Annotated in this window: 29 protein-coding genes; 7 read left to right on the top strand and 22 right to left on the bottom strand. The window is 73.2% G+C overall.

Annotation, left to right across the window (positions count from 1 at the left end; genetic code table 11):
- Positions 1 to 277 precede the first annotated feature (277 nt).
- The gene (locus tag ACSNOK_RS01460) at positions 278 to 484 is read right to left on the bottom strand and encodes a hypothetical protein (protein WP_004944922.1); all 207 of its coding nucleotides are present in this window, start codon (positions 482 to 484) and stop codon (positions 278 to 280) included.
- A 398-nt stretch (positions 485 to 882) separates the two neighbouring features.
- The gene (locus tag ACSNOK_RS01455) at positions 883 to 1,164 is read right to left on the bottom strand and encodes an acylphosphatase (RefSeq protein ID WP_436778664.1); all 282 of its coding nucleotides are present in this window, start codon (positions 1,162 to 1,164) and stop codon (positions 883 to 885) included.
- A 241-nt stretch (positions 1,165 to 1,405) separates the two neighbouring features.
- Here ACSNOK_RS01455 and ACSNOK_RS01450 point away from each other — a divergent pair, with 241 nt between their 5' ends.
- Positions 1,406 to 2,944, top strand: a complete 1,539-nt coding sequence (locus tag ACSNOK_RS01450; protein WP_436778663.1) for a CAP domain-containing protein — start codon at positions 1,406 to 1,408, stop codon at positions 2,942 to 2,944.
- A gap of 143 nt (positions 2,945 to 3,087) precedes the next feature.
- Here the strand turns inward: ACSNOK_RS01450 and ACSNOK_RS01445 are convergent, their stop codons facing one another.
- Entirely contained in the window at positions 3,088 to 3,681 is a 594-nt protein-coding gene (locus tag ACSNOK_RS01445) for a flavodoxin family protein (RefSeq protein ID WP_436778662.1), read from the bottom strand.
- A 131-nt stretch (positions 3,682 to 3,812) separates the two neighbouring features.
- On the opposite strand from ACSNOK_RS01445, the gene ACSNOK_RS01440 reads away from it, so the two are divergent.
- Positions 3,813 to 4,226 (top strand): winged helix-turn-helix transcriptional regulator, encoded by a 414-nt coding sequence (locus tag ACSNOK_RS01440; RefSeq protein WP_436778661.1) that lies wholly within the window; start codon positions 3,813 to 3,815, stop codon positions 4,224 to 4,226.
- 45 nt (positions 4,227 to 4,271) lie between these two features.
- Here ACSNOK_RS01440 and mutM read toward each other — a convergent pair whose 3' ends face one another.
- The 10 genes from mutM to ACSNOK_RS01390 all read right to left on the bottom strand — a co-directional run bounded on the left by mutM (position 4,272) and on the right by ACSNOK_RS01390 (position 14,399).
- The gene (mutM, locus tag ACSNOK_RS01435; protein ID WP_436778660.1) at positions 4,272 to 5,144 is read right to left on the bottom strand and encodes a bifunctional DNA-formamidopyrimidine glycosylase/DNA-(apurinic or apyrimidinic site) lyase; all 873 of its coding nucleotides are present in this window, start codon (positions 5,142 to 5,144) and stop codon (positions 4,272 to 4,274) included.
- A 130-nt stretch (positions 5,145 to 5,274) separates the two neighbouring features.
- A complete protein-coding gene (gene rnc / locus ACSNOK_RS01430) occupies positions 5,275 to 6,252 on the bottom strand; it encodes a ribonuclease III (protein WP_436778659.1) in 978 nt (325 codons plus the stop codon).
- Between the two features lie 19 nt (positions 6,253 to 6,271).
- Positions 6,272 to 6,445, bottom strand: coding sequence for a 50S ribosomal protein L32 (gene rpmF / locus ACSNOK_RS01425; RefSeq protein WP_003951102.1), 174 nt, complete (start codon positions 6,443 to 6,445; stop codon positions 6,272 to 6,274).
- Between the two features lie 2 nt (positions 6,446 to 6,447).
- The gene (locus ACSNOK_RS01420) at positions 6,448 to 7,044 is read right to left on the bottom strand and encodes a YceD family protein (RefSeq protein ID WP_436778658.1); all 597 of its coding nucleotides are present in this window, start codon (positions 7,042 to 7,044) and stop codon (positions 6,448 to 6,450) included.
- Between the two features lie 229 nt (positions 7,045 to 7,273).
- Positions 7,274 to 8,452 (bottom strand): cell division initiation protein, encoded by a 1,179-nt coding sequence (locus ACSNOK_RS01415; protein ID WP_436778674.1) that lies wholly within the window; start codon positions 8,450 to 8,452, stop codon positions 7,274 to 7,276.
- 120 nt (positions 8,453 to 8,572) lie between these two features.
- A complete protein-coding gene (gene coaD, locus ACSNOK_RS01410) occupies positions 8,573 to 9,052 on the bottom strand; it encodes a pantetheine-phosphate adenylyltransferase (RefSeq protein WP_436778673.1) in 480 nt (159 codons plus the stop codon).
- 29 nt (positions 9,053 to 9,081) lie between these two features.
- Positions 9,082 to 9,690: a 16S rRNA (guanine(966)-N(2))-methyltransferase RsmD gene (gene rsmD, locus ACSNOK_RS01405; protein ID WP_436778657.1), complete on the bottom strand. Its 609-nt coding sequence runs from the start codon at positions 9,688 to 9,690 to the stop codon at positions 9,082 to 9,084.
- A gap of 112 nt (positions 9,691 to 9,802) precedes the next feature.
- Positions 9,803 to 10,246 carry a cupin domain-containing protein gene (locus tag ACSNOK_RS01400; protein ID WP_436778656.1) on the bottom strand — a complete coding sequence of 148 codons (444 nt, stop codon included), beginning with the start codon at positions 10,244 to 10,246 and terminating at the stop codon, positions 9,803 to 9,805.
- Between the two features lie 118 nt (positions 10,247 to 10,364).
- On the bottom strand, positions 10,365 to 12,569 hold the full coding sequence (gene recG / locus ACSNOK_RS01395; protein WP_436778655.1) for an ATP-dependent DNA helicase RecG: 2,205 nt from the start codon (positions 12,567 to 12,569) through the stop codon (positions 10,365 to 10,367).
- 180 nt (positions 12,570 to 12,749) lie between these two features.
- Positions 12,750 to 14,399 carry a DAK2 domain-containing protein gene (locus ACSNOK_RS01390; RefSeq protein ID WP_436778654.1) on the bottom strand — a complete coding sequence of 550 codons (1,650 nt, stop codon included), beginning with the start codon at positions 14,397 to 14,399 and terminating at the stop codon, positions 12,750 to 12,752.
- A 306-nt stretch (positions 14,400 to 14,705) separates the two neighbouring features.
- Between ACSNOK_RS01390 and rpmB the strand changes: the two genes are divergently transcribed.
- Positions 14,706 to 14,891: a 50S ribosomal protein L28 gene (gene rpmB / locus ACSNOK_RS01385; protein WP_004942804.1), complete on the top strand. Its 186-nt coding sequence runs from the start codon at positions 14,706 to 14,708 to the stop codon at positions 14,889 to 14,891.
- A 287-nt stretch (positions 14,892 to 15,178) separates the two neighbouring features.
- Here rpmB and thiD read toward each other — a convergent pair whose 3' ends face one another.
- Both thiD and ACSNOK_RS01375 read right to left on the bottom strand, forming a co-directional pair.
- A complete protein-coding gene (thiD, locus tag ACSNOK_RS01380; protein WP_436778653.1) occupies positions 15,179 to 15,985 on the bottom strand; it encodes a bifunctional hydroxymethylpyrimidine kinase/phosphomethylpyrimidine kinase in 807 nt (268 codons plus the stop codon).
- Positions 15,986 to 16,005: 20 nt separating this feature from the next.
- Positions 16,006 to 16,989, bottom strand: coding sequence for a thiamine-phosphate kinase (locus tag ACSNOK_RS01375; RefSeq protein WP_436778652.1), 984 nt, complete (start codon positions 16,987 to 16,989; stop codon positions 16,006 to 16,008).
- 155 nt (positions 16,990 to 17,144) lie between these two features.
- Between ACSNOK_RS01375 and ACSNOK_RS01370 the strand changes: the two genes are divergently transcribed.
- Positions 17,145 to 17,378 (top strand): Lrp/AsnC ligand binding domain-containing protein, encoded by a 234-nt coding sequence (locus tag ACSNOK_RS01370; RefSeq protein ID WP_004942812.1) that lies wholly within the window; start codon positions 17,145 to 17,147, stop codon positions 17,376 to 17,378.
- A 19-nt stretch (positions 17,379 to 17,397) separates the two neighbouring features.
- Positions 17,398 to 17,943, top strand: coding sequence for a DUF3515 domain-containing protein (locus ACSNOK_RS01365; protein ID WP_436778651.1), 546 nt, complete (start codon positions 17,398 to 17,400; stop codon positions 17,941 to 17,943).
- A gap of 5 nt (positions 17,944 to 17,948) precedes the next feature.
- Here the strand turns inward: ACSNOK_RS01365 and ACSNOK_RS01360 are convergent, their stop codons facing one another.
- From ACSNOK_RS01360 to ACSNOK_RS01350, 3 genes are read right to left on the bottom strand one after another with little or no spacing between them, the layout of a single operon-like run.
- On the bottom strand, positions 17,949 to 19,097 hold the full coding sequence (locus ACSNOK_RS01360) for a D-alanine--D-alanine ligase family protein (RefSeq protein WP_436778650.1): 1,149 nt from the start codon (positions 19,095 to 19,097) through the stop codon (positions 17,949 to 17,951).
- Between the two features lie 35 nt (positions 19,098 to 19,132).
- The gene (locus tag ACSNOK_RS01355; protein ID WP_436778649.1) at positions 19,133 to 20,131 is read right to left on the bottom strand and encodes an NAD(P)H-dependent glycerol-3-phosphate dehydrogenase; all 999 of its coding nucleotides are present in this window, start codon (positions 20,129 to 20,131) and stop codon (positions 19,133 to 19,135) included.
- Positions 20,128 to 20,925 carry a lysophospholipid acyltransferase family protein gene (locus tag ACSNOK_RS01350; RefSeq protein ID WP_436778648.1) on the bottom strand — a complete coding sequence of 266 codons (798 nt, stop codon included), beginning with the start codon at positions 20,923 to 20,925 and terminating at the stop codon, positions 20,128 to 20,130. Before ACSNOK_RS01350 ends, ACSNOK_RS01355 begins: the two co-directional genes overlap by 4 nt.
- A 240-nt stretch (positions 20,926 to 21,165) precedes the next feature.
- Between ACSNOK_RS01350 and cofC the strand changes: the two genes are divergently transcribed.
- Positions 21,166 to 21,849: a 2-phospho-L-lactate guanylyltransferase gene (gene cofC / locus ACSNOK_RS01345; RefSeq protein ID WP_436778647.1), complete on the top strand. Its 684-nt coding sequence runs from the start codon at positions 21,166 to 21,168 to the stop codon at positions 21,847 to 21,849.
- Between the two features lie 10 nt (positions 21,850 to 21,859).
- The gene (locus tag ACSNOK_RS01340; protein ID WP_436778646.1) at positions 21,860 to 22,072 is read left to right on the top strand and encodes a hypothetical protein; all 213 of its coding nucleotides are present in this window, start codon (positions 21,860 to 21,862) and stop codon (positions 22,070 to 22,072) included.
- Positions 22,073 to 22,452: 380 nt separating this feature from the next.
- Here ACSNOK_RS01340 and ACSNOK_RS01335 read toward each other — a convergent pair whose 3' ends face one another.
- From ACSNOK_RS01335 to leuC, 4 genes are all read right to left on the bottom strand, one after another.
- Positions 22,453 to 23,133, bottom strand: a complete 681-nt coding sequence (locus tag ACSNOK_RS01335; RefSeq protein ID WP_436778645.1) for an HU family DNA-binding protein — start codon at positions 23,131 to 23,133, stop codon at positions 22,453 to 22,455.
- Positions 23,134 to 23,255: 122 nt separating this feature from the next.
- The gene (locus tag ACSNOK_RS01330) at positions 23,256 to 23,501 is read right to left on the bottom strand and encodes a hypothetical protein (RefSeq protein ID WP_436778644.1); all 246 of its coding nucleotides are present in this window, start codon (positions 23,499 to 23,501) and stop codon (positions 23,256 to 23,258) included.
- A gap of 214 nt (positions 23,502 to 23,715) precedes the next feature.
- The gene (gene leuD, locus ACSNOK_RS01325; RefSeq protein ID WP_436778643.1) at positions 23,716 to 24,309 is read right to left on the bottom strand and encodes a 3-isopropylmalate dehydratase small subunit; all 594 of its coding nucleotides are present in this window, start codon (positions 24,307 to 24,309) and stop codon (positions 23,716 to 23,718) included.
- A 52-nt stretch (positions 24,310 to 24,361) separates the two neighbouring features.
- A complete protein-coding gene (leuC, locus tag ACSNOK_RS01320; protein WP_436778642.1) occupies positions 24,362 to 25,783 on the bottom strand; it encodes a 3-isopropylmalate dehydratase large subunit in 1,422 nt (473 codons plus the stop codon).
- Positions 25,784 to 25,864: the final 81 nt, after the last annotated feature.

Below are 25,864 nucleotides of genomic sequence, written 5' to 3'. Positions count from 1 at the left end.
TGGCGCGCCGCGTCGCGATCCGCGGGCCGTGGTTTCGCCCCGGAACGGGGAGGGCACATGTTGCGGTACGGGACGGGGGGCGAACGCCAGTGGACGACGGTCGGAACGACGGGGGACGCCCAGGGAACGCGGGACACCGGAGATCCGGTCACGGCGCGGGCCGCCGGGAGCCGGCGGCGGAAGCGGGTACGACGAAGGGACGCCGAAGCGTCCCTTGCAGATTCTCGAGCGGCTGACAGTGCAGCCCGACCGAGCCCCCGGGGCGGGGCCGATACGGTCAGGCGAGCGCAGGCTCCGCCTTGGAAACGTCGATGCTGTCGAGCAGCGAGTCACCGCGGTGAGCGGCGGCAGACAGCGCGTCGTTCTCGGCCTGCATCCGGATGAGCTCGGATTCCAGGTCCTGGACTCGCTGCTGAAGCCGTCGCATCTCGGAGAGGACTCGGGGGTCGGAGCCGCCGACGTAACCGAGAAGCGCCTTTGCCATGATGGATGGTCCTCCACACTGAGTGACCGACCTATGCGGTGTGGGTCGTGAGGGATTCGCACCCGCGGTGCTTGGCCTTCGCTCTTGCTCGTATCTTCCATGCCAAACAGCTAAGGTGCGCGGGGCTTCCAGAGTCTCACCAAATGGTTTGACGGTCAACACGATCACACCGCGTATCGACGGGCGTCCCGGTGGTGCGCGGCGGCGGAATGCGCGGCGCCTTTCCCTGACCGGGCCCGGAGGGCGGGGAGATCATCCGTTGGGGTGCAGCCTTCCATGGCGGGACCGTCTTGGCAACCATCAGGCAATATTCCATGAGTGCATATGCCAGGGGCATATAAATACCCGGTCCCGGCCTTCCCGATTCCGCCCCGTTTCCCCCTTCCGGCGGTGTCCGGTCAGCGCATCTCGAAGCCGTCGTACCCGCCGCGCGGTGTGGCCCAGATCTCGGTGACGCCGTCCACGCGCCCGGGCGTGTCCCCGCTCCGCAGCCAGTCGAGGAGGTCCTCGCACGCCTCGCGCGGACCCTCGGCGACCACCTGGACGCGGCCGTCGGCGAGGTTCGAGGCGAAACCGATCAGCCCTCCGATGCGCAGTGCGTTCTCCCGGGTGAACCAGCGGAAGCCCACACCCTGCACATGACCACGAACCCAGGCGGTGAGACGGACACAGTCGTTCATGTCTGCACGCTAACCGGCCAATTAGATAAGCGGCACTTCGGCCCCTGATTCCGTGCCGTAAGGTCGCGCCTCGAAAAGGACTAGCCCGTACGAGTGACGACCGACCGGACCGCCGGTCTCCGTTCGACCCCTTCTCGTCCTCCGTCACTCACGGCACCACCGCACCACCGCACAGCACCGCACCGAGACGCCGAGCACCTAAGGAAGGCAGCGGATGGGTCGCCATCGACGCTCTGCCCCCGTGACCTCCGAAGAAGCGACAGCGAGTCCCCGGGCAGCCAGGGATCCCCTGACGAGCGAGACGACCGAACCGGCCGGGACGACCGTGGTCATCCGGACCACCGGGACTGCCGAGCACACCGGGACCACCGAGCCGTACGACCCCGACGAGGCACCCACCATCCCCATTCCGCTGGCGGTCCCCCCACCGGCCGGCGACGCGCGGACCGGCCCCGGGCCCGCGCCCGACCCCGCCCGTACGAGCGGGGTCGGCCGGCACCGGAGCCCGCGCGGGGCCGGGCGCGCGGACCGGCGGGACGGACCGCCCGAGAACGCCGGGCCGCCGCCGGAAAAGCGGCCCGAGGGCCACCCGGAGCAGCGGCCGGGCGAACGGTCCGCGGCGAAGGCCCGGCGGGAAGGAAAAGCCCGGCGCAAGGGGCGGGAGCCGGGCCGGGGCTCCCCCGCGAAGGGCACCGCCGGAGCCGCCGGCGGCGGAGCCGTCCGGCCGCCGAAGGCCAAGGCTCCGGCCCGGACGGGTCTGCTCGGCGCCTCGGCCGCCGTGGCCATGGGAGCCGTGGCCATGGTCTCCGGCCTGCTGCCCGGCAACCCGCTGACCGTCGGCGACAGCAGCGGCGGGCGGGGCGGGGTCCCCGGCGGTCAGGTGCGCGCCGACGCCCCGATCGAGGTGCCGCCCGGCGCCCGCCCCGGCCGGCCGCCGGCGGCCGGGCACACCGGCCCGACGGTCCCGGTGGCGCGGCCGGGCACGGCGGTCGGCACCGCGTACGACCGCGCCGGCGCCCGCACCCTCGTCCAGGCGGTCGCCCGGACGGCCGCCGGGCACCCCCCGGCCGCGGCGGACACAGCCGGCACAACCGACAGCGCCGGCACGGCCGACACCGCCGCCTCGGCGGCCTCGGGAGTCACCGCCGCGACCTCCGCCGCGACTTCGGCGTCGGCGGCGGCCTCCGTCGCCGTCCCCGGCTCCCCCGCGACCCGGATCACGGTCGCCGCGCACCGGCGGGACGCGGTACGGGACACCCCCGCGCGGACCGAACGGGCGGACTCCGCCACGGCGTCCGCCCGACTGCGGGCCGACCATGCCGCGAGCCGTGCCGCGGACCATGCGGCGGACCATGCGGCCGAGGCGGGCGCGCGGACCTCCGCGGACCTCGCCGCCGACACCCGGGGCGCGGCGGCGCGCACGGTCGTCGCCCTGGTGAACGCCGAGCGGGCGAAGGCCGGTTGCCGGCCGCTGCGCGCGGACGCGCGGCTCACCTCGCTCGCCCAGTCGATGAGCGAGGACATGGCGCGGCGCGGTTTCTTCGACCACACCGACCCGGACGGCCGCTCCCCCTGGGACCGGGCGGCCCGCCACGGCGTCAGGAACCTGGGCGGGGAGAACATCGCCCGGGGCCACGCCGACGCGCACGCGGTGGTCGACGCGTGGATGCGCAGCGCGGGACACCGGCGGAACATCCTCAACTGCGACTACCGGACCCTCGGCGTCGGCGTCCAGCGCGGCGCGGGCGGCCCGTGGTGGACGCAGGACTTCGGCTACTGACGCGGCCGGCGGACCCCGGTGGGCCCGCCGGTGTCCGCGCGAACGCCGACGGGCGGACCACCTCCCGGACTTCCGGGGTGTGTGGTCCGCCCGCCGACGTGTGGGGGGGGAGCAGCCGGTCGGCGCCGCCCGGGGCGTCGCCGTCAGAGCGCGGCGCGGCCGGCCGCGAAGACGCGGGCCTGCTCGGCGACCCGGCGTCCGAGGTGCGCGGCGGTCTCGATGTCGGCCTTGTGCACGGCCTCGGGGCCCCGGTCGTTGTCGGTCTGGGCGCCCGCGCCGAGGAAGAAGCCGAGGCGGTTGAGGTCGTTCTCGGAGGCCTCGGAGGTGTTCCAGCCCGGGTGCAGGCCGAGGCTCACCCAGTGCATGCCGTGCTGGGCGGCGAGGATGCCGAAGAACTGGAGGGTGTGGAGCTTGTCGCCGCTCTTGGAGCCGGAGTTGGTGAAGCCGGCGGCCAGCTTGTCCCGCCAGGCGTGGGTGAACCAGCGCTTGGCGGTCGCCTCGGCGAAGACGTGGAAGGCGCCGGAGGCCGTTCCCATGTAGGTCGGGGAACCGAAGACGATCGCGTCGGACGCGTCGAGCAGCGCCCACTGCTCGTCAGTGATCTTGTCGACCTCGATCAGGTGGACGGTCGCACCGGTCTCGGCGGCGCCGGCGCGGACGGCCTCGGCGACCACGGCGGTGTGGCCGTAGCCGGAGTGGAAGGCGACGGAGACGACGGGGGTGACGGGCGTGGTCATGGGGATCTCCTGGGGCGGAAGAGAGGGGGGAGCGACCGGCCTCGGCAGGCCGTGTCGATAACCAAAGGAAAGCACTAACTTTTGGTTAGCGCAACCCAGAGGTAAGCGCTGCGGGAGAGTACGCTTGACCCATGACAGCCGACGGCCCCACCGCACCGACCGGGAAGATCACCTGTACCGAGGCGCTGGCCTTCAACGTCTACTCGCGCGACTGCCCGTCCCGGGAGACGCTGTTCGACATCACCGGCCGCTGGGGCACGCTCGCGCTCACCGCCCTGCTGGAGAACACCCTCCGCTTCAACGAACTGCGCCGCCGCGTCGAGGGCGTCAGCGAGAAGATGCTGTCGCAGACGCTCCAGGTCCTGGAGCGGGACGGCCTGGTGCACCGCACGGCGCAGCCGACCAATCCCCCGCGGGTGGACTACGCCCTGACGCCGCTGGGCGTGGAGGTCGCCGAGCGGCTGATGGACGTGATCGAGCTGGTGCAGGACCGGCAGGCGGTCATCGAGGCGGCACGCCGGAAGTACGACGCCGAACGCGCCTGACGCGGCGCGGGCGGGAGCCCGCCGCCTTCCGTCGCCGCCCGGGACTCAGACCCGCGGCGGACGCTGGCAGCGCGGGCAGAAGTAGCTGGAGCGGTTCATCCAGGGGCTGCGGCGCATGGCCGTGCCACAGCGCCGGCACGGCTCGTCCTCCCGCCCGTAGGCGTCGAGCGAGCGGTCGAAGTAGCCCGATTCGCCGTTCACGTTGACGTAGAGGCTGTCGAAGCTGGTGCCGCCGACGGCGAGCGCCTCGGTCATGACCTCGCGGACGTGGCCGAGCAGTTCGGCGGTGCGGGGGCGGGTCAGACCGGCCGTCGGCCGGTCGAAGTGCAGCCGTGAGCGCCACAGCGCCTCGTCGGCGTAGATGTTCCCGACCCCGCTGATCAGCGACTGGTCGAGCAGGGCGCGCTTCACCGTGGTGCGGCGGCGGCGCAGCGCGGCGTGGAAGGCGGCCTCGTCGAAGGCCGGGTCCAGGGGGTCCCGGGCGATGTGGGAGATGACGTCGGGGAGCGCGTCCTCGTCGCCCGGCACGGTGTCGTGGAGCGAGAGCCCGCCGAAGGTGCGCTGGTCGACGAAGCGCAGCTCGGTGCCGGCGTCGTCGGCGAACCGGAGCCGCACCCGCAGGTGCTTCTCGTCCGCCGCGCCCTCCGGCTGGACCAGGAGCTGACCACTCATGCCCAGGTGGGCGAGGACGGCGCGGTCCGGCCCGGCGGGGCCTTCCAGCGGCAGCCACAGGTACTTGCCCCGGCGCCGCGCGAGCCCGAGGCGCTCCCCGGTGAGCCGCGCGGCGAAGTCGGCGGCGCCGGCGAGGTGCCGGCGGACGGCCCGGGGGTGCCGGACCTCGACCGAGGCGACGGTACGGCCGCACACCCAGGCCGCCAGCCCGCGCCGGACGACCTCGACTTCGGGCAGTTCGGGCACGGTGCTCCTCCGGGAAGGGTTCTCCCGGGAACGGCATCCTCCGGGATCGGTCTCCTCCTCCGCCGCCCCGCGGGCGGACGGAGAACGGCCGGCCCGGGGCGTGGGTAAGCGCCCCGGGCCGGCCGGTGGTTCACTGCGCGGCGGGCTGTGCTCCGCCTGCCGTGGGGTCGGTGTCCCCGTCGACGGCCGCGTCCCGCGCGGACGCGGGCTCGGCCGGGGCGGGTACCGTCCCGTCGGCCTTGACGGCCGTCTCCTGCGAGGCGGACTTCTCCGCCTTCTCGCCCTTCACGGCCTTCGCGGCGGGCGCGGCCTTCGCCGGCTTCCCGGTCCGTTCGGCCTCGGCGGCCTTGGCCCGGGCTTCCGCCGCGCCGTGGATGGCGCGCCAGGCGGACTCGGCCGCCTGCTGCTCGGCTTCCTTCTTGCTGCGGCCGGTGCCGGTGCCGTACTCGACACCACCGACGCGGGCAGCAGCCGTGAAGGTCTTCTCGTGGTCCGGACCCGTCTCGGTGACGAGGTACTCGGGCACGCCCAGTCCCTCCGTCGCCGTGAGCTCCTGGAGGCTGGTCTTCCAGTCCAGGCCGGCGCCGAGGTTCGAGGACTTCTCGATCAGCGGGTCGAAGAGCCTGTGCACCAGTTCGGCGGCGGCGTCGAGCCCCTGGTCGAGGTAGACGGCGCCGATCACCGCTTCCAGGGTGTCGGCGAGGATGGAGGCTTTGTCACGGCCGCCGGTCCCCTCTTCACCCCGGCCGAGCCGGATGAAGGAACCCAGGTCGAGACCGCGTCCCACCTCCGCCAGCGCCCGCGAGTTGACCACCGCGGCCCGCAGCTTGGCCAGCTGGCCTTCGGGCAGGTCGGGGTGGATGCGGTACAGCGTGTCCGTGACCACCAGGCCGAGGACGGAGTCACCGAGGAACTCCAGCCGCTCGTTGGTGGGCAGACCGCCGTTCTCGTAGGCGTAGGAGCGGTGGGTCAGCGCACGCACCAGAAGGGCGGTCTCGAGTCTGTACCCGAGCCGCCCTTCCAGAAGCGTGTGAGACGAGGCTGCGTCCTGTGGCGCCGGTCCGGATCCTGTCCCGCGTCCGCGGGACGGCGTATTGGCGTCTGACATGGAGCCTGTCACCCGCCGATCAGACCTCGAGGACCTGGCGCTTGTTGTAGGTGCCGCAGCTCGGGCACGCGATGTGCTGCTGCTTCGGCTCGTGGCAGCGCTCGCACGCCACCAGGGTGGGGACCGCAGCCTTCCACTGCGACCGGCGGTGGCGCGTGTTGCTGCGCGACATCTTCCGCTTCGGAACAGCCACGGCTACTTCTCCTGTGAGTCATCCCCGGCGGACCGGGGTGCGTTGTCCATCTCGCCGTCCTGGTCGGATACGGCGAGTCCCTGCAGTGCCGCCCAGCGAATGTCGTGGACGTCGTGGTGGTGGTCCGGGTCGTCCGCGAGCCGCGCCCCGCATTCGGAGCACAGGCCCGGGCAGTCCTCCCGGCACACCGGCTGCAGCGGCAGTGCGAGCACCACCGCGTCACGCAGCACGGGTTCGAGGTCGAACAGGTCGCCCTCGAGGAAGAGCGTGTCCTCCTCGTCCTCGGCGTCGTCCTCCGGTTCCGCCACGGGGCGGTTCCGGCTGTCGGCGTCGGGGTAGGAGTACATCTCCTGGAAGTCCGTCTCGAGCTCTCGCTCCAGCGGCTCCAGACACCTTACGCACTCCCCGGTGAGCGGTGCACGGGCGGTGCCTGTGACGAGCACCCCTTCCATGACCGACTCCAGTCGGAGGTCGAGCTCCACGGTCGCGCCCTCGGCGACCCCGATGACCTCGATACCGAGGTCGGCGGGGGCCGGGATCGAGCGGGAGAGCCGCTTCAGCGCACCGGGACGCCGGCCCAGCTCGTGCGTGTCGAACACGAGGGGGGAGCGGTGATCGAGGCGGGCGTTCAGGGCTTCCTGCTTTCTACGCTGCGGCGAAGGCGGCCCGTGTCGCGTGCCGTACGACACTCGTACGCCACGCCGCGGGCAGCCGGGATCGCGAATGTACGCGCGACCGAACAGTCAGGATACTGGACGGTCCGCCCCTGGCCCAATCGTGCCCTCGGCGCCCGGGCGGGACCGGGCTCCGGCCCGGCGGGAGGAGGGTTCAGCGCCCCTGCTCGTACCGCCGGAGCTGCTCCAGGTCGATCATGCTCGTGTCGAAGAAGCTGGTCTCGTCGAGGGCGCCGCCGCCCTGCGGCGGGACGGCGGCCGCGCCCTCCGGGGGAGCGCCGTGGCGGGGGTGGTGAGCCTGCGGGTAGCCCTGGGCGTGCCCCGGGCCGGCCCCCTGGCCGTACGCCTGGTCGTAGCCCTGCCCGTACCCGTGGCCGTACGCCTGGTCGGGCCAGCCGTAGGCGGCGCTCTCCCCGGGATGCCCGGAGTGACCGGAGTGGCCGGAGGGGCCGCCGTCCGCCGCGTACGGGTCCGTCTGCCCCGGATACGACTGCCAGGCGTACCCGGCCTCCTGCGCCGCCGCCGGGGCCTCCGCCCGTGGGTACGCGGCGGCCGGCTCGCGGTGGGCGGTCCAGTCGGGCCGGGGCTCGGCGGCGGCCGGGGCCGGGTGGGCGGCGAGCTCCGCCAGGAAGTCGGCGTCGGTGGCGGGGCGCTCGGCGGCCGGGCGGCCGTCCTGGGCGGCCAGGTGGGCGCCCAGCTCGTCCGCCGGGCGGGCGCCCAGCAGCTTCTCCCGGCCGCGGCCGACCGCCTCCAGCGTCGTGGCCAGCACCGCCGAGACGGCCGTGAGCTTGGCGTCCACGTACGCGTCGGCGTTCCGCCGCTGGGTGGCGGGGTCGGCGCTGCGCTCGGGGGCGTCGGCGCCCTCGGGGTCCGTGGCGTCACGGCCGTCGCCGAGGCCGAGCAGCTTCTCCCGGCCGCGCTCGACCGAGCCGCGGGTCTTGGTGAGGACGACCTCGAAGTTGGCGAGCTTGCCGTCCACGTAGTCGTCGGCCTGGGCGCGGATCTCGGCGGCCTCGCGGCGGGCCGCCGCGAGGATGCGGTCGGCCTCCTCGCGGGACTCCCGGGCGACCTCGGTGTCGGAGATCAGGGAGCCGCGCTGGGCGCGCGCGGACTCGATGATCCGCTCGGCCTCCTCGCGGGCGTCGGCGACCATCCGCTCCCGGCCGCCGATCAGCTCCCGCGCCTGCGCGAGGGAGTCCGGCAGGGCGGCCCGGACCTCCTCCAGGAGGCCGAGCAGTTCGGCCCGGTTGACCACGCAGGACGCGGACATGGGCAGCGATCGGGCCCCGGCGACCGTCGCGACGATCTCGTCGAGCTTCTTCTGGACGTCCACCTTGACGCTCGCCACTCTCTCCCGGACGACGGCTACGAACGCCACGACTGTACGGCCGCCGGGGGCCCTCCGGCGGCTACTGACGCGTCGTCAGTTCCGGGTGGCGGGCCGGGCGGCGGTTCAGTCGCGCGCGAGGCGCTCGGTGAGGGCCTCCAGGACGGCCGGCGGCACCAGGTGGGAGACGTCGCCGCCCCAGGCCGCGACCTCCTTGACCAGGCTGGAGGAGAGGAAGCTGTAGGTGGGGTTGGTGGGGACGAACAGGGTCTCGACGCCCGAGAGCCCGTTGTTCATCTGGGCCATCTGGAGCTCGTAGTCGAAGTCGCTGACCGCCCGCAGCCCCTTGACGATGGCCGGGATGCCGCGCTCCTTGCAGAAGTCGACGAGGAGCCCGTGGAAGGACTCCACCTCCACGTTCCCGTACTCGGCGGTGACCTGGCGGAGCAGGTCTATCCGCTCGTCCACCGTGAAGAGGCCCTGTTTCGATTTGTTGATCATCACGCCCACGTGCACGACGTCGTACAGCCTGGAAGCGCGGGCGATGATGTCGAGGTGTCCATTGGTGACGGGGTCGAACGACCCCGGACAGACGGCGCGGCGCAACAACGGTGGTTCCTCGCTCTCCGGTGCGTTCATGGCGTGCGTGACGTGCTCGGGGCGGTGTCGGTGCTGCACGCCGAGGCGGCGCGACCGTACCAAAGGGTCCCCTCGCCGTAGCGACGGGCCCTCAGCCCCTCGAAGCCCTCGGGCCAGTGGAACGTGCCGCCCCGGGTGGCGCGCTCGACGGTGACCAGCGCGTCCTCGGCGAGCCAGCCGCCGGTACGGAGTGTGAGGAGGATCTCCCGCAGTTCGTCATCGGTGACGACGTACGGCGGGTCGAGGAAGACGATGTCGTAGGGGGCGGCCGGGGCGGGGCCCGCCGCGATCTGCTCGGCCCGGCCGGTGCGCACCTCGGCGCCCGGCAGGCCGACCGTCCGGACGTTGTCCCGGATCACCTTCGCGGCCCGGGCGTCGGCCTCCACCAGCAGCGCGTGCCCGGCGCCGCGCGACAGCGCCTCCAGGCCGACGGCGCCCGACCCGCCGTACAGGTCGAGGACACGGGCTCCGTCCAGCGGGCCCAGCAGGGCCGTCCAGGTGGAGAACAGGCCCTCGCGCGCCCGGTCGGAGGTCGGGCGGGTACCGGTGCCGGGCGGTACGGCGAGGCGGCGTCCGCCGGCGGTTCCGGCGATCACGCGGGTCATGGGGCTCAGGGTCCTTCGGGTACGGGCGGAGGGCGGCGGGGGTTCGCCGCTGCCCTCAGCGTAGGCCGTGGCCCGGGGCCCCGCCCCGGGGCGTTCCCCGGGGGCCGCTCCCCTACTCCCCCGGCACCTCCGTCAACTGGTAGAGCTCGGGGACGGAGACCTTGATCGGCTCCTGCGTGGTGCGCGCGATCACCACGACCGCCGGCTCGTCCGCGGAGGGGTTCTCCTCGCGGTGCGGGACGTACGGCGGCACCAGGACGAAGTCCCCGGGGTGGGCGGCGATCCGCACCTCCTCGGTGCCGTCGTGGAAGACGAACACCGGGTGGCCGCTGACCACGTAGACACCGGCTTCCGAGGCGCCGTGGTGGTGGTTGTCGGTGGCGCTCAGCGGCGGGTTCTCCACCAGGCCCATCCAGAGCCGCCGGGAGCCGACGGTGTGGCCGCTGATGGCGGCGTAGCCGTCGAGTTCCCCGGCGCGGACGTGGTGGACCCGGTTGTTCGGCCGCGCGGCCCCGTCGGTGCCCGGCTTGGTCGCGGCGTTCTCCCGCACGGTCATCGTCTGCCTCCCTGAGATGTCTCCGGCCCCTTCGGCCGGTCCTCAGGCTGCGACCGGTGCGGTGGAACGGGCAACCTTTGTTGCGCAAACGGCAACACGACTCCGGAGTGGAGCGGGCTCAGCCCTTGTCCAGGTACCGCTCCCGTTCCTCGTCCAGCAGGGCGTCCAGGGCGGTGCGGAGCTCGGGGAAGGACTCCAGCTCCGGGTCGGCCGCGACCACGGCCGCCGCCTCGTCGCGGGCGGCGGCGATGACCTCCTCGTCGTCGATGACGGTGAGCATCCGGAGGGAGGACCGGACGCCGGACTGGGCCTGGCCGAGGACGTCGCCCTCGCGGCGCTGCTCCAGATCGATGCGGGAGAGCTCGAAGCCGTCCAGGGTGCTCGCGACCGCGCCCAGCCGGGCCCGGGCAGGGCTCGCCTCGCCCGCCTCGGTGACCAGCAGGCACAGGCCGGGGGCGGAGCCGCGGCCGACCCGGCCGCGCAGCTGGTGCAGCTGGGAGACGCCGAACCGGTCCGCGTCCATGATCACCATGACGGTCGAGTTGGGGACGTTCACGCCCACCTCGATCACGGTGGTGGCGACGAGGACGTCCACCTCGCCGGCGGCGAAGCGGCGCATGACGTCGTCCTTGGCCTCGGGCTGCATCCGCCCGTGCAGCACCTCCACCCGGAGGCCGGCCAGCGGCCCCTTGGCCAGCTGCGCGGCGACGTCGAGGACGGCGAGCGGCGGCCGCTTCTCGGGGTCGTCCGGCCCCTCGCCGGCCTGCTTCTTCCCGCCCTTGGGAGCGCTCTCCTCCTCGTCGCCGATGCGCGGGCACACCACGTACGCCTGGTGGCCGCCCTCGACCTCCTCGCGTACCCGCTCCCAGGCGCGGGTCAGGAAGTGCGGCTTGTCCTTGGCGGGGACGACGTGGGTGGCGATGGGCGAGCGGCCGGCCGGGAGCTGGTCCAGGACGGAGGTCTCCAGGTCGCCGAAGACGGTCATGGCCACCGTGCGCGGGATCGGCGTGGCCGTCATCACCAGCAGGTGCGGCGGCTGCTTGCCCTTGGACCGCAGCGCGTCCCGCTGCTCGACGCCGAAGCGGTGCTGCTCGTCCACCACGACCAACCCGAGATCATGGAACTGCACCTTGTCCTCGATCAGGGCGTGGGTGCCGATCACGATCCCGGCCTCGCCGGTGGCCAGGTCCAGCAGGGCGCGGCGGCGGGCGGGGGCGCCCATGGAGCCGGTGAGGAGGACGACCTTGGTGCCCTGGTCGGCGCCGCCGAGCATGCCGCCCTCGGCGAGCTCCCCCATCATCTCGGTGATCGACCGGTGGTGCTGCTGGGCCAGCACCTCGGTGGGCGCCAGCATCGCCGCCTGCCCGCCCGCGTCGACGACGGCGAGCATGGCCCGCAGCGCGACCATGGTCTTGCCGCTGCCGACCTCGCCCTGGAGCAGCCGGTGCATGGGGTGTTCGGTGGCCAGGTCGTCGAAGATCTCGGCGGAGACGGTGCGCTGGCCGTCGGTGAGGGTGAACGGCAGCTTCGCGTCGAAGGCGTCGAGGAGACCGCCGGGGACGGGCTTGCGGGCGACGGCCGGGAGCTGGGTCTCGGCGTGCCGGCGGCGGGCGAGGGCGACTTGCAGGACGAACGCCTCGTCCCACTTCAGGCGGGCGCGGGCGTCCTCGATGTCGGCCTTGGTGCGCGGCCGGTGGACCTTGCGGAAGGCGTCCGGCAGCTCGGCCAGGCCGCGGCCCTCGCGGAGCGCGGGCGGCAGGGGGTCGACGAGGCCCCGCCAGCCGTCGGCCTCGAAGAGGTCCAGGAGGGTGTCCACGGCCTTGGTGAGCTTCCAGGACTGGAACTGCTTGCAGGCCGGGTAGAGGGGCAGCAGCCGGTTCGCGAAGTCGGCGGCGGCCTCGGCGCCGCTGTCGCGGTCGAGCAGTTCGTAGTCGGGGTGCAGCAGCTGCCGGGTGCGGTGGAAGAGCGACACCTTGCCGGCGAACATGCCGCGGCGGCCGGGGACGAGCTCCTTCTCGCGCGCGTAGGCGCCGCGCCCGAAGAAGACGAGGGTCAGCGCGCCGCTGCCGTCGGTGACGACGACCTCCAGCCGGACGCCGCGGCCGTGGTTGAAGGTCTTCATGGCGGCCTTGGCGACCTGGGCGACGACGGTGACGTGCTCGTCGAGCGGCAGGTCGGCGAGGCGGGTGAGCTCGCCGCGCTCGGCGTAGCGGCGGGGGTAGTGGTGCAGGAGGTCGCCGGCGGTGTGCAGGCCGAGGTGCTCGGCCATCACCTTCGCGGTGGTGCCGCCGAGGATCTTCTTCAGGGGCTGATCGAGCTGCACGGGGTTCTCCAGGCCGTTCTCCGGGCGGCGCTCCGGGCCGTCCGGGTCGTTTCCGGGCAGGGGTCCGGGAGCGCCCCGGGGGCTGCGGTGTCGAGCGCGGGCACGGTCCCATTGCACACCACGGCACTGACAACGCCGGGCATCCGGTGGTTTCGCCTGCTCACGGGATCGACCGATCGCCTACTCGACGCCGATGAGCAGCGGCGCCGACTGCCGGCCGCCCCGGTAGACGACGGTGTCCACGGCGAGGTGGCCGCCCCGGACGTGCCGCTCCAGCCCCTCGGCGAAGCCGGCCGGGGCGTCGTCGGCGACGACGAGGGTGACCAGTTCGCCGCCGGCCGCGAGCATCCGGTCCAGCACGGTGGCGGCGGTCGCGGCCAGGTCGGCGCCGATGACGGCGACGTCCCCGTCGATCAGCCCGAGCACGTCGCCGGCCTGGCAGACGCCCGCCATGGTCCAGGACCGGCTCTCGGCGACCGTCAGTTCCGCGTAGCGGGTGGCCCCGGCGGCGGAGGTCATGGCGACGACGTCCTCGTCGAACCGGCGGCCGGGCTCGTGGACGGCGAGCGCGGCGACGCCCTGGACCGGGGAGCGGGTGGGGATGAGGGCGACGCGGACGCCCTCGGCCCGGGCCTGCTCGGCCGCCGCGGCGGCGGTGTGCCGCAGGTCGGGGTCGTTGGGCAGCAGGACGACCTCGCGGGCGTGCGCGCGCCGGACCGCCTCGACCAGCTCGCCGCTGGCGGGCGGCTCGCCGGGCCGGACGGGCACGACGGTCGCGCCGGCCTCCGCGCACAGCGCGGCCAGCCCCTCACCGGGGACGACGGCCACGACGGCCCGCTGGACGCGCTCGGGGACGCGGGGGCGCTCCTCGGCGGCGGCGCCGAAGTGGGTGACGCGGATCCGGTACGGGCGTCCGGCGTCGACGCCGGCCTCGACGGCGGCCCCCGCGTCGTCCACGTGGACGTGCACGTTCCAGAGTCCGTCGCCCCCGACGACGACGAGCGACTCCCCCAGGGCGTCCAGCCGGGCGCGGAGCCGGGCGACGGCGGCGTCGTCCGCCTCCAGCAGGTAGATGACCTCGTAGGCGGGGCCCGTGCCAGGCGCGGTGCCGGGGGCGGCCTCGGCCGGGCAGGCGCCGACGGGCCGGGCGGCGCGAGGCGCCCGTACCGGCCGGCCGGCCGGCGCGGCGCCGCCCTCCAGGGCCGCCACGAGCGCCCCCAGGACCTCCACCAGCCCCCGGCCGCCCGCGTCGACCACTCCGGCCTCGCCGAGCGCCTCCAGCTGACAGGGGGTGGCCTCCAGGGCCGTACGGGCGGCGGCGTGCGCCGCGCGGGCCACGGCGGCGGCACCGCCCTCGGTACGGGCGGCGGCGCCGGCCGCGGCGGCGGCCACGGTGAGGACGGTGCCCTCGACGGGCCGGGCGACGCCCTCGTACGCGGAGTCGGCGGCGCGGCGCAGCGCGCGGCCCAGCAGGTGACTCCCGTCACTTTCGTCGCCGTCGTCCGTCAGGACCTCCGCCATGCCGCGGAGCAGTTGCGCCAGGATCGTGCCGGAGTTGCCGCGCGCGCCGATCAGGGCGCCGTGCGCCATGGCCCGGACCGCCTCGGACAGGCCCGGGCGGGCGTCCGGCCCCGCGGTGGCGTGCGCCTCGAAGACGGCCTCGACGGCGCGGCCCGCGGACTCGACGGTCAGATAGAGATTGGTCCCGGTGTCGCCGTCGGCCACGGGATAGACGTTGATCGCGTCGATCTCCTCGCGGGCCCGGCCGAGCGCTTCGAGCGCCAGGGCGCACCAGGCGCGTACCGCGGCGGCGTCGAAGGGGTGCGGCACCTGGGGTCCTCCTCGGGGCGACGATGACGTGACCGTGACCGTGACGGTGACAGTGGCGGTGGGCGGTGACGGTGGGCACAGTAGTCGTGCGGGCCGCCCGAATGGGCCGGCCGGGCGGGATACGGGCCGGTCATGGTAGTTTCGTTGTCCTGGAGCGGTCGTTGTATGCTGCTCCGGTTGCCTGACGAGAGTCAGGCCATCCCCCTGACACTGCCGGTCACTCTCTGAGATCTCGGCACGCAGGGATTCACCGTACGTGCCTGTCGTCCTCGCGTGAGCGAGGGTGACCCGTCTTTGGAGTAACCCGTGGCTGCCAACTGCGACGTCTGCGGCAAGGGGCCGGGCTTCGGCAACAACATCTCGCACTCGCACCGCCGTACCTCCCGCCGTTGGAACCCCAACATCCAGCGGGTGCGTGCGAAGGTCGGGGCGACGCCGAAGCGGCTCAACGTCTGCACCTCGTGCATCAAGGCCGGCAAGGTCTCGCGCTAGCGGCTTCGCGCCACGCGCAGCCCTTTCCGGTTGCTGAAGGCCGGTCCCCTGGGGGGACCGGCCTTTTGCTGTGCCCCGGTCCCGCCCTTTCGCCGTTTCCTGGGGCGGGCCCCCAGACCCCTGTTTTCGCGGCTCCGCCGCTCGTCCTCAAACGCCGGACGGGCTGATACAGCCCGTCCGGCGTTTGAGGACAACCGCGCGGAGCGCGGTTTCGGGGGTGCGGGGGCCCGCCCCCGCAAGAAACGGTGAAAGGGCGGGACCGGGGCACCAGCCCGCCGCAGGCGGACTCAGCGCAGCGCCCACCCGTGATCCACCGGCCCGATCCCCTCCCCCAGCGGGAACCCCGCGGCGATCGCCCCGGTGACGTACTCCTTGGCCGCCGAGACGGCGTCCGGCACGGCCAGACCCCTCGCGAGCCCGCAAGCGATCGCACTCGCCAGCGTGCACCCCGTCCCGTGCGTATGCCGGTTGTCATGGCGCGGAGCCCGCAGCAGGTGCTCGGACGTGCCGTCCGTGAGCAGGTCCACCGCGTCACCGGGCAGGTGGCCGCCCTTGATCAGCACCCACTGCGGCCCGAAGGCCAAGACGGCCTCCGCGGCCCGCCGGAGATCGTCCTCGGAGGCGACCCGAACACCCGTAAGCCACGCCGTCTCGTCGAGATTGGGCGTGGCCACCGTCGCCAGCGGCAGCAGCTTCAGACGAAGAGCGTCGAGCGCCGACGCGGCCAACAGCGGATCACCGTGCTTGGAGATGCCCACGGGATCGACGACCACAGGCGCCCCGACGCCCGTCAGCAACTCGGTCACCGTCTCCACCAGCTCCGCCGAAGCCAGCATCCCCGTCTTGACCGCCTGTACCCCGATGTCGTCGACGACGCTGCGGAACTGCGCCCGTACCGCCTCCGCCGGCAGCGGCCACGCGCCCTGTACGCCGCGGGAGTTCTGGGCGGTGACGGCGGTGACGACGCTCATGCCGTGCGTGCCCAGGGCGAGCATCGTCTTGAGGTCGGCCTGGATGCCGGCGCCGCCGCCGGAGTCGGAGCCGGCGACGGTCAGCACACGCGGAGGAACGGGCACGGGCACGGGTATCGGCATGGGGACAACCTACGCGCCCCTCAGTCCTCCTCCGTCTCCGGCAGGTCCTCGTCGCCGAAGTGGTCCCAGCCGCCCGTCCGCTCCCAGGGCGCGCCGTCCACCGTCACCTGCGGCAGGGCGGACGGGTTGACCACCTCGCCGATCACCTTCCAGCGGGCGGGCAGCTTCACGTCCGGCGGGAAGGTGGCGACGATGGCGTGGTCCTCGCCGCCGGTGAGCACCCACTGGAGCGGGTCGACGCCCACGGCCTGCCCGATGTCGGACATCTGCGTGGGCACGTCGATGGCCGCCGTGTGCAGGTCGATCCGGACCTTGCTGGCCTCGGCGATGTGCCCGAGGTCGGCGATGAGCCCGTCGCTGACGTCCGTCATGGACGTGGCGCCGAGCGAGGCGGCGGCCGGGCCCGCGTGGTACGGGGGTTCGGGGCGGCGGTGCGCCTCGACGAAGGCGCGGGGGGAGCGGAAGCCCCGGGAGAGGACGGCGAGTCCGGCCGCCGACCAGCCGAGCCAGCCGGTGACGGCGACGACGTCGCCGGGCTGCGCGCCGGAGCGCATGACGGGTTCGTGGTTGCGGAGGTCGCCCAGCGCCGTGATGGACACGGTGATGGTCTCGCCGCGCACCACGTCCCCGCCGACCACCGCCGCGCCGGCGACCTGGCATTCGTCGCGGATGCCGTCCATGAGCTCCACCGGCCAGGTGGCGGGGAGTTCGGCCGGGACGACGAGGGCGAGCAGCACGGCGGTCGGCACCGCGCCCATGGCGGCGATGTCGGCGAGGTTCTGGGCGGCGGCCTTGCGGCCCACGTCGTAGGCGGTGGACCAGTCGCGGCGGAAGTGCCGTCCCTCCAGGAGCACGTCCGTGCTGGCCACGACCCTCCGGTCGGGCGCTGCGACCACCGCGGCGTCGTCGCCCGGCCCGAGCCGGACGGCCGGGGTGGTGGTGAGCCGGGAGGTCAGCTCCCTGATGAGGCCGAACTCCCCCAACTCGCCGACGGTGCCTTTCACTGCGCTCCTCCTCGGAGTATCAGGTGCTGTCGTCTCGCGGTTCCCGAGGAACCGCGCGCCGCGCAGGTGGCGCGGGTCTCCCCGTGCCGTGCGGCGGCGCGGTACGGTGGCGTCTCTTCTCCCCACATGATCCTCGAAGCCGCCCTGGAGGTTCCGTGGTACAGGCGTACATCCTGATCCAGACCGAGGTCGGCAAGGCGTCGACCGTCGCCGAAGTCATCTCGAAGATCAACGGCGTGATCCAGGCCGAGGACGTGACGGGTCCCTACGACGTCATCGTCCGCGCCCAGGCCGACACCGTGGACGCGCTCGGCCGGATGGTGGTCGCCAAGGTCCAGCAGGTGGAGGGCATCACCCGGACGCTGACCTGCCCGGTCGTCCACCTGTAGCCCCTCGTATGCTCGGCCGGTGAGCACTGTGCCCGCCCGTTCCGTTCGTTCCCTCCCGCCCGTCCGGCCGCGCCGGCGGGCCGCCCTGTCCCTGACGGCGGCCCTGCTGTGCGCGGCCGTCGCATGCTCGGCGGGGGACGACGCTCCGCATCCGGCCGTGCCGACCCCCACCGCCCGGGAGGCGACGCTCTGCCGGGCGCTGCACGGCGAGTTGCCGGACGAGGTGGGCGGGCTGAAGCGGCACGCCACGAAGCCCGCCTCGGACTTCACCGCCGCCTGGGGCGACGGCCCGTGGATCGAGCTGCGCTGCGGGGTGCCGCGGCCGAAGGCCTTCGAGGACGTGCGGACGAAGGCCGTGGACATCGACGGCGTGCGGTGGGCCCCCGAGCGGCTGTCGGACGGGAGCATCCGCTGCACCACCCCTCTGCGGCCGGTGTACATCGAGGTCACGCTGCCGAAGGAGGTGGTCGGCGACGGCGGCGACATGAGCGCGCTCGTCGATCTGACCGCCGCCGTCCAAAAGGCGGTGCCGTCCGATGTCCCGGACGACGCCGACCTCCCGTAGGTCTCCTAGCGCAGGCCCGTCGAGCGGCGCAGCGCGGCCTGGAGGAGCCGGTCCACCAGCTCCGGGTACGAGACGCCGGTCTCCTGCCACATGCGCGGGTACATGGAGATGGGCGTGAAGCCCGGCATGGTGTTGACCTCGTTGATGACGAACTCGCCGTCCTCGGTGAGGAAGAAGTCCGCGCGGACCAGGCCCTCGCAGGAGACGGCCTCGAACGCCTGGACGGCCAGCTCCTGGACCCGGCGGGTCTGCTCCTCGGTCAGCGGCGCGGGGACGATGCCGGAGGCGGAGTCGATGTACTTGGCCTCGAAGTCGTAGAAGGAGTGCGCCTCCACCGGCGGGATCTCGGCGGGCACGCTGGCGCGCGGGCCGTCCTCGAACTCCAGGACGCCGCACTCGATCTCCCGGCCCCGCAGCAGCGCCTCGACCAGGATCTTCGGGTCGTGGCGGCGGGCCTCCTCGATGGCCTCGTCCAGGCCGGATGCGTCGTCCACCTTGCTGATGCCGATGGACGAGCCGGCGCGGGCGGGCTTCGCGAACAGCGGCCAGCCGTGCTCGCCGGCGAAGTCCAGGACCTTGCGGCGGGCGGCCTCGCGGTCGTTCTCCCACTCGCGCGGGCGGATCACCTCGTAGGGGCCGACGGCCAGCCCGTAGGAGATGAAGATCCGCTTCATGTACTCCTTGTCCTGGCCGACGGCCGAGGCGAGCACACCGGCGCCCACGTAGGGGATGCCGGCCAGTTCCAGCATGCCCTGGAGGGTGCCGTCCTCCCCGTAGGGGCCGTGCAGCACCGGGAAGACCACGTCGACCTCGCCGAGGGCCTTGGGGACCGACCCGGGCTCGGTGTAGACGATCTCGCGGTTGGCGGGCGCGACGGGCAGCACGACCTCGCCCTCCGGCGACTCGGCGAGCCGGTCGACGCTGGGCAGCGTGCGGCCGGCGATGGCCATGCGCTCGGGGTCGTCGGTGGTCAGCGCCCAACGGCCGTCCTGCGTAATGCCGATCGGCAGCACGTCGTACTTCGTGCGGTCGATGGCGCGCAGCACCGCTCCGGCGGTGACCACGGAGATGGCGTGCTCGGAACTGCGTCCGCCGAAGACGATCGCGACGCGCGGCTTGCGGCCGGGGCTCTGGGTGGGGTTCTCGCTGCTCATATCGCGTTGAGACTACCTGGTGGCCCCGCCGGTTCTCAGTGCCGCTCCGGCTTGGCGCTGCGCGCCATGAGCTCCTTCAGGGCGACCATGGGCGGCTTGCCCTCGTGGACGATGTCCACCACGGTCTCCGTGATCGGCATGTCGACATGGTGCCTGCGCGCCAGATCGAGCACCGACTCGCAGGACTTGACGCCCTCCGCCGTCTGCTTGGTGACGGCGATGGTCTCCTCCAGGCTCAGCCCGCGGCCGAGGTTGCGGCCGAAGGTGTTGTTGCGGGAGAGCGGGGAGGAGCAGGTGGCGACGAGGTCGCCCATCCCGGCGAGGCCGGCGAAGGTGTGCGGGTCGGCGCCCATCGCCAGGCCGAGCCGGGTGGTCTCGGCGAGGCCGCGGGTGATGAGGGACGCCTTGGCGTTGTCGCCCAGGCCCATGCCGTCGGCGATGCCCACGGCCAGCGCGATGACGTTCTTCACCGCGCCGCCGAGCTCGCAGCCGACCACGTCGGTGTTGGTGTACGGGCGGAAGTACGCGGTGTGGCAGGCGGCCTGGAGGCGCTTGGCGACCTCCTCGTCGCGGCAGGCGACGACGGCGGCGGCGGGCTGCCGGTCGGCGATCTCCTTGGCGAGGTTGGGGCCGGTGAGGACGGCGACCCGGTCGGGTCCGACGCCGGCGACCTCCTCGATGACCTCGCTCATCCGCTTGGCGGTGCCGAGTTCGACGCCCTTCATCAGGGAGACCAGGACGGTGCCGTCGGCCAGCAGGGGCTTCCAGGCGGCGAGGTTGCCGCGGAGCGTCTGGGAGGGCACGGCCAGCACGGTGAACGCGGCGCCGGCGGCGGCCTCCGCGGGGTCGGTGGTGGCCCGGACGGCGGAGGGCAGCTCGACGCCGGGGAAGTAGTCGGGGTTGGCGCCCTTGTTCACGGCGTCCACCACGGCGGCACGTCGGCCCCACATGGTCACCTCGCAGCCGGCGTCCGCGAGGATCATCGCGAAGGCGGTGCCCCAGGATCCGGTGCCGAAGACGGCGCAGCGCGTCACTTGGCGCCCTCCTCGTGGTCGGCCTTCTCGTGGTCGGTCTTCTCGCGGTCGGCGCCCGCCCGGCGGCGGGCGGCAGCGGCGGCCCGGGCCTTCTTGAGGGTGTACGGCTCGGCGGGGGCGGGCTCGTCGCGGAGCTCGGCGAGGAGTTCGGTGATCGCGGCCATGATCTTCTCGGTGACCGCGCGGAGCACCTCGGCGGTCGGCTCCTTGTCGTGGAACTCGCTGAGGTCCACAGGCGGGCCGGCCATCACCCGGAGGGTCTTGCGCGGGAAGAGGCGGACCTTCTTCTGCTTGGCGTAGGGCGGCATGGCCTCGTGGGCCCCCCATTGGGCGACCGGGATGACGGGCGCCTTGGTGAGCAGGGCGACGCGGGCGGCGCCGGTCTTGCCCTCCATGGGCCACAGGTCGGGGTCGCGGGTCAGGGTGCCCTCGGGGTAGAAGGCCACGCACTCGCCCTTGTTGATGGCGTCGACGGCGGCGCGGAAGGCGTTGGCCGCGTCGGTGCTCTCGCGGTAGACGGGGATCTGTCCGGTGCCGCGCAGCAGGGTGCCGATGAAACCGTTGCGGAAGAGGCCGGCCTTGGCGAGGAAGCGGGGGACGCGCCCGGTGTTGTACTGGAAGTGGGCGTAGGACAGCGGGTCCAGGTAGGAGTTGTGGTTGATGGCGGTGATGAAGCCGCCGTCGGCGGGAATGTGCTCCATTCCGCGCCACTCCCGCTTGAACAGAACCACGAGCGGCGGTTTCGCCAACACCGCCGTAAAGCGGTACCAGAAGCCGATTCTGTGGCGGGACACCCGTACACCCTTCTCTTGGGACCTGGAAGCTTCCGCGGGCCTGCTGCTCTCCCGGGGCCGGACAAGTGTGGCGCCAGGTACCCGGTCTGTCGAGAACACCGTAACCCCGTGCCCCTCCGGCGGCAGCGGCCGGACTCCCGGAGCGAGGGCGCGCGCCCGGGCGCGCGGCGGCGGGCGACAATGGGCCGGTACGGGGGCCGGTGGCGAGGCGGCCGGGAAGGCCCGGGGAGAGGAGTTGCCGTGCTCTGGACGCTGGTGGTGCCGTTGAAACCGCTGGCCCGGGCCAAGAGCCGGCTGGCGGCGGCGGGCCGGGGGACGGGTCCCGGCGCCGACCGCGCGGCGTTGGCGCTGGCCTTCGCGGTGGACACGGTGGCGGCGGCGCTGTCCTGCGCGGCGGTCCGCGATGTGGTGGTTGTCACCGACGACCCGCTGGCCGGGGCGGAACTGACCGCGGCCGGCGCCCGGACGGTGGCCGAACCGGCGGGCGGCGGGGGCCTCAACGCGGCCCTCGCGCACGGGGCGCGGACGGTCCGGGCGCACCGCCCGCGCTCGGGCGTGGCGACACTGAACGCGGATCTCCCGGCACTGCGCGCGGCGGAACTCGGGCGGGTGCTCGATTCGGCGTCGGAATTCCCGCGCGCATTTCTCGCGGATGCCGAGGGAATCGGGACGACGCTGTTGGCGGCGGCTCCCGGAATGCTTTTGGCGCCGGCGTTCGAGGGCCGCTCGCGCGCCCGGCACCGGGCGTCCGGGGCGCGGGAAATCGGATTGCCCGGGGTGGATTCCGTACGGCGTGACGTGGACACCCTGGCGGATCTGCGGGCCGCGCTGGACCTGGGCGTGGGGCCGCGCACGGCGGCGGTCGCCGGGGCGTGGGCGGCGGCCGGTCCGGCGCGGGGGTCCGCCGGCACGGTGACGGACTAGGCTTTCGGGCATGCAGGCCACCGCGTACACCTACGACCCCGAGACCCGCTGCGGCAGCGTTCTCCTCGACGACGGCACCCCGGTGCCGTTCGACGCCGCGGCGTTCGACGCGGGCGGTCTGCGGCTGTTGCGGCCGGGGCAGCGGGTGCGGATCGAGATGACGGACACGGCGGACGGGCCGGAGCCGCGCCGTGTGACGTTGGTGACGCTCCAGACCTTCTAGGTCCGGGCTCCGGCGTCCTCAGGCTCCGGTCCGGGCGGCGAGACGCCGGGCCCGGCCGGGCGTTCACGAGACACCGCCCCCGGGACGGCCGTTCCCCCGAGACGCCGGACCGCACTTCCGGAAGCACGGACTCCGGCACGCTCCCGATCTCTCACGCGTTTCCCGGGGCCTGGAGGCCGGTCTGAACTCCCCCGGCGGGCCGGGCGTCAGGGGGATGCCCTTCCGGGCGTGTACGGGCCTCAGCGGCCGCACAGCCGCTCCCGCGGGCACCGGCCACGACGCCCGGTTCTCCCGTCCGCCGCCGCGCAGGAGACGAACGCACCGCGGGCCGGGCTCCCCGAAGGGAGCCCGGCCCGGCGCGTGACGCCGTCCGCGGCTTTTTACTTCTTCTTGGCCGCGGTCTTCTTGGCGGTGGTCTTGCGCGCCGTGGTCTTGCGCGCGGGCGCCTTGGTCGCCGTGGCCTTCTTCGCCGCCGGCGCGGTCTTCTTCGCCGTGGTCTTCTTGGCCGCCGCGGCGGTGGTCTTCTTCGCCGGCGTCGCCTTCTTCGCCGCCGCCTTCGTCGCGGGGGCGGTCTTCTTCGCCGTGGTCTTCTTCGCCGCCGTGGTGGTCTTCTTGGCGGGAGTGGCCTTGGCGGCGGTGGTCGCCTTCTTGGCCGTGGTCGCCTTCTTGGCGGCCGTCTTCTTGGCGGTGGCCTTCTTGGCCGCGGCCTTCGTGGTGGCCTTGCCACCGGAAAGGCTGCCCTTGGGCGCCTTCTTCACCGCGACCTCGCCGCCCTTGGGCAGCTTCTTCGAGCCGCTCACCAGGTCCTTGAAGCCCTGGCCGGCGCGGAAGCGGGGCACCGAGGTCTTCTTGACCCGGACGCGCTCGCCGGTCTGCGGGTTGCGGGCGTAACGGGCCGGGCGGTCGACCTTCTCGAACGAGCCGAAGCCGGTGACCGAGACCCGGTCGCCGGCGACGACGGCACGGACGATCGCGTCGAGTACCGCGTCGACGGCGTCAGCGGCCTGCTGACGGCCGCCGAGCTTGTCGGCAATGGCTTCAACGAGCTGCGCCTTGTTCACGTCTTCCCCTTCGGAGACACTGCTGGAATTTGTTCCAGCCTTTTCGCACGTTAGGCAGATATATACCGCAAATCAAACACGAAACGGTCTAATCACCCTTGTGCCGCAACGAACCCGACCCATCACGGAGTTCCGTCGGTGCCGCGCTCTGAAGGGAAACGGCCCTCGTCGAGGTCCTTCATCAGCCGGTCCAGGCGCATTGCCGCGCCTGAGAGATCGTGCTTCGCCGCGGCCGTGATGGCCAGCAGCTTCCGGGACAGCGCCATCCGTACGCCCTCCGGGACTTGCAGTGCGCGCACTCGGGAGTGCGCTTCCTTGAGTTGGTCGGCGACGAGCCGGTAGAGCTCGAGTTGGCTGCCGCGTTCCATGCACCGATTGTGCCATCTGAGGCGAGTTGTCGCCTCACAGGGCCTCAACAAAGCGATGCGCCCCCTGTCCGAAGACAGGGGGCGCATCATGCCAAACGCGGGGTGAACAGCGGAAATCGAGGGTCGTTCCGGGGTCCTGAGGCTGGGCCGAACGGGCGGGAAAACGGGCCGGGAACCGGGCGGGATCCGGGCCGGAACCCGCCCGGAAGGGGCCTCAGACCAGGGCCGTGGACGGCTTGTGGGACGGCCGGCGGGCCTCGAAGGCGGCGATGGCCGACTCGTGCCGGAGGGTCAGCCCGATGTCGTCCAGCCCCTCCAGCAACCGCCACCGGGCGTTGTCGTCAAGGCGGAAATCGGCCGTGATGCCCTCGGCCCGCACCTGACGGGCGACGAGGTCCACCGTGACCTCCGCCGCCGGGTCGGCCTCCGTCAGCTCCCAGAGCCGCTCGACGGTCTCCTGCGGCAGGACGACCGTCAGCAGACCGTTCTTGAGCGAGTTACCCCGGAAGATGTCCGCGAACCGTGCGGAGATCACGGCTTTGAAGCCGTAGTTCTGCAGCGCCCAGACGGCGTGCTCCCGGGAGGAGCCGGTACCGAAGTCGGGCCCGGCGACCAGCACCGAGGCGCCCGCGCGGGCGGGCTCGTTGAGGACGAAGTCCGGGTCCTTGCGCCACGCCTCGAAGAGGCCGTCCTCGAAACCGTCGCGGGTGACCTTCTTCAGCCAGTGCGCCGGGATGATCTGGTCCGTGTCCACGTTGCTGCGGCGCAGCGGCACGGCCCGGCCGGTGTGTGCGGTGAACGCTTCCATGAGCTGCTCTTCCTCGCTGGGTGGAGTGCTGGGGTAGGGTGCCCTGCGCCGTTCAGGCGGCGAGGACCGGGCCGGCCGGGAGGTCGGCGGGCGAGGCCAGCCGGCCGAGCACGGCGGTGGCGGCGGCGACCTGGGGCGAGACCAGGTGCGTCCGGCCGCCCTTGCCCTGCCTGCCCTCGAAGTTGCGGTTGGAGGTCGACGCCGACCGCTCGCCCGGCGCCAGTTGGTCCGGGTTCATGCCCAGGCACATCGAGCAGCCGGCGTGCCGCCACTCGGCGCCCGCCGCGGTGAACACCGCGTCGAGCCCCTCCTCGACCGCCTGCAGCGCCACCCGGACCGAGCCGGGGACGACCAGCATCCGCACTCCGTCGGCGACCGCGCGGCCCCGCAGGACGTCGGCGGCGGCGCGCAGGTCCTCGATCCGGCCGTTGGTGCAGGAGCCCACGAAGACGGTGTCCACCCGGATGTCGCGGAGCGCCTGACCCGCCGTCAACCCCATGTACTCCAGGGCCCGTTCGGCCGCCGAGCGCTCCGAGGCGTCCTCGTACGAGGCGGGGTCGGGGACGGCCGCCGACAGCGGCGCGCCCTGCCCCGGATTGGTGCCCCAGGTGACGAACGGGGAGAGGGCGGACGCGTCGATGACGACCTCGCGGTCGAAGACGGCGTCGTCGTCGGTGCGCAGGGTGCGCCAGTGGGCGACGGCCGCGTCCCAGTCGGCGCCCTTGGGGGCGTGCGGGCGGTCCTTGAGGTAGGCGAAGGTGGTCTCGTCCGGGGCGATCATGCCCGCCCGGGCGCCGGCCTCGATGGACATGTTGCAGACGGTCATCCGGGCCTCCATCGAGAGCTTCTCGATCGCGGGCCCGCGGTACTCGATGACGTACCCCTGGCCGCCGCCGGTGCCGATCTTCGCGATGACGGCCAGGATCAGGTCCTTCGCGGTCACCCCCGGCGGCAGTTCGCCCTCGACCGTGACGGCCATGGTGCGGAACGGCGACAAGGGCAGCGTCTGGGTGGCCAGGACGTGCTCGACCTGGCTGGTGCCGATGCCGAAGGCGAGGGCGCCGAACGCGCCGTGGGTGGAGGTGTGGCTGTCGCCGCAGACCACGGTGGTGCCGGGGTGGGTCAGTCCCAGCTGCGGTCCCACTACGTGGACGACGCCCTGCTCCACGTCGCCCAGCGGGTGCAGCCGGACGCCGAACTCGGCGCAGTTGCGGCGGAGGGTCTCCAGCTGGGTGCGCGAGACGGGGTCCGCGATGGGCTTGTCGATGTCGAGGGTGGGGGTGTTGTGGTCCTCGGTGGCGATGGTCAGGTCGGTGCGCCGCACCGGCCGGCCGGCCTTGCGCAGCCCGTCGAACGCCTGCGGGCTGGTGACTTCGTGCAGCAGGTGGAGATCGATGTAGAGGAGGTCGGGCTCGCCCTCGGCCCGCGCCACCACGTGCTCGTCCCAGACCTTCTCGGCCAGTGTGCGTCCCATCGCTCTTCCTCCGGATCGGGGTGCCGTGGATACAGGTTGGCGGCTTCCGGGAAAACGTGAACTTGCGTTTCATAGTGTGAG

It is taken from the genome of Streptomyces sp. URMC 126 (genome assembly GCF_051386555.1).
Classification (GTDB): domain Bacteria; phylum Actinomycetota; class Actinomycetes; order Streptomycetales; family Streptomycetaceae; genus Streptomyces.
The sequence above is the reverse complement of the archived record's forward strand: the minus strand, read 5'-3'. Positions and strand labels throughout refer to the sequence as shown.

What these genes read in the sequence shown, in the direction of transcription:
- ACSNOK_RS01460 (WP_004944922.1), bottom strand. Translation starts at nt 484, where the DNA reads ATGGCAAAGGCGCTTCTCGGTTACGTCGGCGGCTCCGACCCCCGAGTC.
- ACSNOK_RS01455 (WP_436778664.1), bottom strand. Translation starts at nt 1,164, where the DNA reads ATGAACGACTGTGTCCGTCTCACCGCCTGGGTTCGTGGTCATGTGCAG.
- ACSNOK_RS01445 (WP_436778662.1), bottom strand. Translation starts at nt 3,681, where the DNA reads ATGACCACGCCCGTCACCCCCGTCGTCTCCGTCGCCTTCCACTCCGGC.
- ACSNOK_RS01440 (WP_436778661.1), top strand. Translation starts at nt 3,813, where the DNA reads ATGACAGCCGACGGCCCCACCGCACCGACCGGGAAGATCACCTGTACC.
- rnc (WP_436778659.1), bottom strand. Translation starts at nt 6,252, where the DNA reads ATGTCAGACGCCAATACGCCGTCCCGCGGACGCGGGACAGGATCCGGA.
- rsmD (WP_436778657.1), bottom strand. Translation starts at nt 9,690, where the DNA reads ATGACCCGCGTGATCGCCGGAACCGCCGGCGGACGCCGCCTCGCCGTA.
- ACSNOK_RS01400 (WP_436778656.1), bottom strand. Translation starts at nt 10,246, where the DNA reads ATGACCGTGCGGGAGAACGCCGCGACCAAGCCGGGCACCGACGGGGCC.
- thiD (WP_436778653.1), bottom strand. Translation starts at nt 15,985, where the DNA reads ATGCCGATACCCGTGCCCGTGCCCGTTCCTCCGCGTGTGCTGACCGTC.
- ACSNOK_RS01360 (WP_436778650.1), bottom strand. Translation starts at nt 19,097, where the DNA reads ATGAGCAGCGAGAACCCCACCCAGAGCCCCGGCCGCAAGCCGCGCGTC.
- ACSNOK_RS01340 (WP_436778646.1), top strand. Translation starts at nt 21,860, where the DNA reads ATGCAGGCCACCGCGTACACCTACGACCCCGAGACCCGCTGCGGCAGC.
- ACSNOK_RS01330 (WP_436778644.1), bottom strand. Translation starts at nt 23,501, where the DNA reads ATGGAACGCGGCAGCCAACTCGAGCTCTACCGGCTCGTCGCCGACCAA.
- leuD (WP_436778643.1), bottom strand. Translation starts at nt 24,309, where the DNA reads ATGGAAGCGTTCACCGCACACACCGGCCGGGCCGTGCCGCTGCGCCGC.
- leuC (WP_436778642.1), bottom strand. Translation starts at nt 25,783, where the DNA reads ATGGGACGCACACTGGCCGAGAAGGTCTGGGACGAGCACGTGGTGGCG.